The organism is Armatimonas sp., from assembly GCF_031410135.1.
Taxonomy (GTDB): domain Bacteria; phylum Armatimonadota; class Armatimonadia; order Armatimonadales; family Armatimonadaceae; genus Armatimonas.
Genome location: NZ_JANNYP010000925.1, coordinates 1 through 3,387, shown reverse-complemented (window position 1 = coordinate 3,387; position 3,387 = coordinate 1). Strand labels below are relative to the sequence as shown.

3 protein-coding genes and 1 pseudogene are annotated in these 3,387 nt (G+C 52.9%); 3 read left to right on the top strand and 1 reads right to left on the bottom strand.

Features of this window, described 5'->3' with window-relative positions; genetic code table 11:
- Positions 1–106: 106 nt before the first annotated feature.
- Entirely contained in the window at positions 107–301 is a 195-nt protein-coding gene (locus RMO15_RS33030) for a hypothetical protein (protein WP_309723582.1), read from the bottom strand.
- A 487-nt stretch (positions 302–788) separates the two neighbouring features.
- Here RMO15_RS33030 and RMO15_RS33025 point away from each other — a divergent pair, with 487 nt between their 5' ends.
- From RMO15_RS33025 to RMO15_RS33015, 3 genes and pseudogenes are all read left to right on the top strand, one after another.
- Positions 789–1,325: a hypothetical protein gene (locus RMO15_RS33025; RefSeq protein WP_309723580.1), complete on the top strand. Its 537-nt coding sequence runs from the start codon at positions 789–791 to the stop codon at positions 1,323–1,325.
- Positions 1,326–1,414: 89 nt separating this feature from the next.
- Positions 1,415–2,683: an IS256 family transposase gene (locus tag RMO15_RS33020; RefSeq protein ID WP_309723577.1), complete on the top strand. Its 1,269-nt coding sequence runs from the start codon at positions 1,415–1,417 to the stop codon at positions 2,681–2,683.
- Between the two features lie 468 nt (positions 2,684–3,151).
- Positions 3,152–3,387: pseudogene (locus tag RMO15_RS33015) on the top strand (hypothetical protein); the annotation flags it as partial.

Below are 3,387 nucleotides of genomic sequence, written 5' to 3'. Positions count from 1 at the left end.
GCCTGAGCGGCTTGCCCGTAGCCTGACGAAGCGTTTGGTAAGTTTGGGCTTCGAGGTGAACTTGACTCCAGCGGCAAAGGCTTTGGCGTGAGTTCAGTGGGGATTTTCAAACCAGAATCTCACGAGGCACCCCGCCCAGCTCATGAAAGGCGGCTTCGTGCATTCTGAGCAAAGTAGCAATCTTGGTATCGGTTGTCACGTCTGCAAACTGAGCACGGCTGTGGCCCAAGGTGAACACAAAGCAATAGAGCGTCTTGCGTCCTTGCTCTGTGTCAATGTCGCCAATCTCTCCCCAGTCCACTTGTGCCTGGTGCCCGGCAGGAGTCTCGAATCGTCTAACCGCGACCTGGGCTGCCTGCTCTCGAAGCGGTTGAAGCCAATCGCGTAGAACGGTTATCTTGCCCTTATAACCCTGATCCTGGATCTCCTTAAGGCTTTAGTTTCCGCTAAAATCGGGTAGCCTTTCGAGCCAGGATGACATCAGACGCACCACCGTGACATCGGGCTCACTCTCAGGTAGAGTCGAGTTACTAAACAAAAACGCACCGAAAGCAATCCCGATGTCACAGCCAGTTTACCGTATCTGCAACCTATTGGAGAAGACTCTCCAAGGCGTTCTCCTCGGAACAAATCTAGGTCTATTTCAACTCCAGTTCGCCCTCGTTTCAGGCAGATTCTTGGAATCCCGCGGAGCCGTATTCCCTGCACTCAACGATTTGGGACTTTCTCCCGATGCCGTCCGTCGATCCAGTGCAGCCTTGCGTCAAGGACGATGGAAGACACAAAATTTGCTTGACAACTGGCAGCAGATTGTCCAAAGGGAAGGACATTTTACCCCGCATTGCTACGCAGGGTTTCGACCCGTTGCCTGCGATCTCACAGGCTTTAGACGACCGCAATTACAAAATAATCCGGCCAATCACTATGTGGCAGAGGCGGGCAAAGCCTTGCCTGCCATTGTCGTGGGAATCGCCGCTGCAGTCGGTACTCTAGGCAACAAACGATTTGCATTGCCTAGATTTCTCACACGTTGGCAACCGGGTGATACACGCGAAGCTCATGTTCAGACACGATTGATTGAGCAAGCAGGTAAAACGCTGGCTCCTGAGGAGGTGGCAGTCTTTGATGCCGGATTTTCCCTGACAGAAGTTCGTAGTTTGACTCCCCGCTTTGTGGTTCGTCTTGCCAAGAATGCCACGATGCGCCGCAATTTCTTGCCCGAGTATAAAGGCCAAGGATGCTACCCCAAATATGGGGAGGTGGTGCGTCCTTTGGCTCGAAGTCGGTCGTGCCCTTATAATGGTGTAAATAGCTCGGTGGCTTGACGAGGCGGGCGAAGCCCGTAGAGTCGAGAAAGCCACTTCCCTCTCCCGACAATTGGAGTGATCAAACTTCAGGAATCGAGGAGAAAGAAATGGCTCAGTTCGAGATTATAGTGGATGAGGCGGATTTGTCAAAGTTGTTCACCGGACAGGGACTGTCAGGGCTGGTCGAGCAGGTACTTAACCAAGTGCTTGCCCACCAGGTCACGGCGGCACTCAAGGCACAGCCAGGCGAGAGAACCCAAGAGAGAGTGGGCTATCGAAACGGTACACGAGAGCGAGAGATGCAGACAAGAATTGGAACCATCACGCTCAAGGTGCCCAGGACTCGGGAGGGAGAGTTCAGCCCTGACCTATGGGAGCGCTATCAAAGGAGCGAGCAAGCTTTCGTTCTTGCCTTATGCGAAATGGTGCTCCAGGGAGTTTCCACCCGCAAAGTGGAAGCCATTACCGAGGTGCTTTGTGGAGCCGCCTTCAGTAAGTCTCAAGTTTCCAAGCTCTGCTTGGTGCTAGATCCTCTGGTGAAGACTTGGCGAGAGCGGCCTCTGGGAGTCTTCCCCTTCATTCTGGTAGATGCTATCGTGGTCAAAATACGCGAGGATGGGCGTGTCAGGCAGTGTGCTCTATTGATTGCTTGTGGCATAGATGAGGCGGGCTATCGCCACGTGCTGGGTTTTGCCCTGGGGGACAAGGAAAGCGAGACGAGCTGGAGTGAGTTCTTCACGAGCTTGAAGGTGCGGGGATTAACCGGGGTAGAGTTCGTCATCTCCGACGATCATGCAGGACTAGTCAAAGCTATTGGGGGTAGTTTCGCAGGTGCCACCTGGCAGAGATGTCAAGCACACTTTATCCGAAACCTCTCGGATGCTTGTCCTAAAACAGAGGTGGAAGCCTTCCTTGGTTCGGCCAAGCAAGTGCTTCACGCTCCCGATCTTGCCAGCGCTCGCACACGCTTACGAGAGACCTGCCAGACGTTCGAGAAGCGGTGCAGCAAGGCGGTAGCTCTGCTGGAGTCTGCCTTTGATGAAGTGACCAGTGTGCTCATCTTGCCGACGAAGTACCATCGTCTCTTGAGGACAAGTAACTCCCAGGAACGCTTGAACGAGGAGATTCGCCGGCGTGACCGAGTCATTCGGATCTATCCTAACCGGGCGAGCTGCGAGCGACTGTTGGGAGCGCTGCTCATGGAGTTTGATGAAGCGATGACAACGGGCAAGGTCTATACCAACATGGACGAATACCATACTTGGCGATTGGAGAGGTCAGAGGAGCACGCTTCACGAGAGGTTTTACCAGAGACGAAGCCCTCTGCTGCTGCTTTTAAAGGAAAGGAATCTGAGGTGCTTTTGACGGTAGCCTAAACGGGTATCGAAGCGCTTTTGAAGGCGAAGCTACCAAGCTTCGCAGGCGGCAAAGCCGCCGGGGAGAGGGAATCGTAATTACACCAAAAAAAGGACTTGACAATCCAAAAGCCGGATTGGTTTGAGGTCTGCGTCTGCCCAATGCAACACTTGGCGGCGAAACTCGATCAAAGCAGAGACTATTTTCTGTGCCCTTCGGCAAAAACGACTCCTTTCAGGCAGCAGAGGGAATAGATGTAGGTACGAAGCCCTTACTTGACGAAGCCATCCTTGCTCGCGAGGGGCATGGCAAAGCTCTCCAACGAGAATAACGGACATCACTTCCGAATCTGTGAACTCGGGGACTTGGGTTTCTCTGGGCAGATTTCCACTTCCATAAGTCTTGATCATCCAGTCATCTACCAGAATAAAAACGACACTGAAGAGGTCATCACGGCTAAATTCATGCGATAATACAAGCACGGCAGGTTGAGCGATCATGGTAAATTCCTTCGGTTTAGTCACCTCAGAAGATACCCGCTCCGCCTGCCGAACCCGCTGCCCAAACTAACACACCCCGTTAATATTGCAGTTTATGATTTACCCACGGAGGTCGTGCGTCTGGATGCGACGACGGTATCGCTGGATACTGACCCCGAAGGACTTTTTGCCTTGGGACACAGTAAAGATCATCGACCCGATGTCGCCCAAGTCAAAATTATGAT